Source organism: Pseudoalteromonas sp. MER144-MNA-CIBAN-0113 (assembly GCF_040308965.1).
In the GTDB taxonomy this organism is placed as follows: Bacteria; Pseudomonadota; Gammaproteobacteria; order Enterobacterales; family Alteromonadaceae; genus Pseudoalteromonas; species Pseudoalteromonas tetraodonis.
The window spans coordinates 1-256 of record NZ_JBEOOG010000450.1 but is presented as its reverse complement, the minus strand read 5'-3'; the positions used below and the strand labels follow the sequence as shown (position 1 = coordinate 256).

Genomic DNA, 256 nt, shown 5'->3' with positions numbered 1-256 from the left:
AATCAGGGGATTGAAAACTCAATGACACTTTTGCTAATAAAGGTGCAGCTACCATTAATAATATGGCGCCAATCGTTCCGCCTATAAAGGAGGAATAAGCAGCAATTGCCAATGCTTTACCTGCGTGCCCTTGTTTAGCAAGCGGGTAGCCATCAAAGGAGGAAGCTACCGTACCCGCCACGCCAGGCGCATTAATTAAAATAGATGACGTAGAGCCACCAAAAATAGCGCCGTAATAAACACCCGCCATTAAAAT

At 44.9% G+C, this 256-nt stretch carries 1 protein-coding gene; it reads right to left on the bottom strand.

Translation table 11 applies throughout. The features are described 5' to 3' along the window. Window positions 1-256, bottom strand: a 256-nt coding sequence (locus AAEY57_RS20445; RefSeq protein WP_350608716.1) for a tripartite tricarboxylate transporter permease, incomplete at both ends; no start/stop codon positions are given.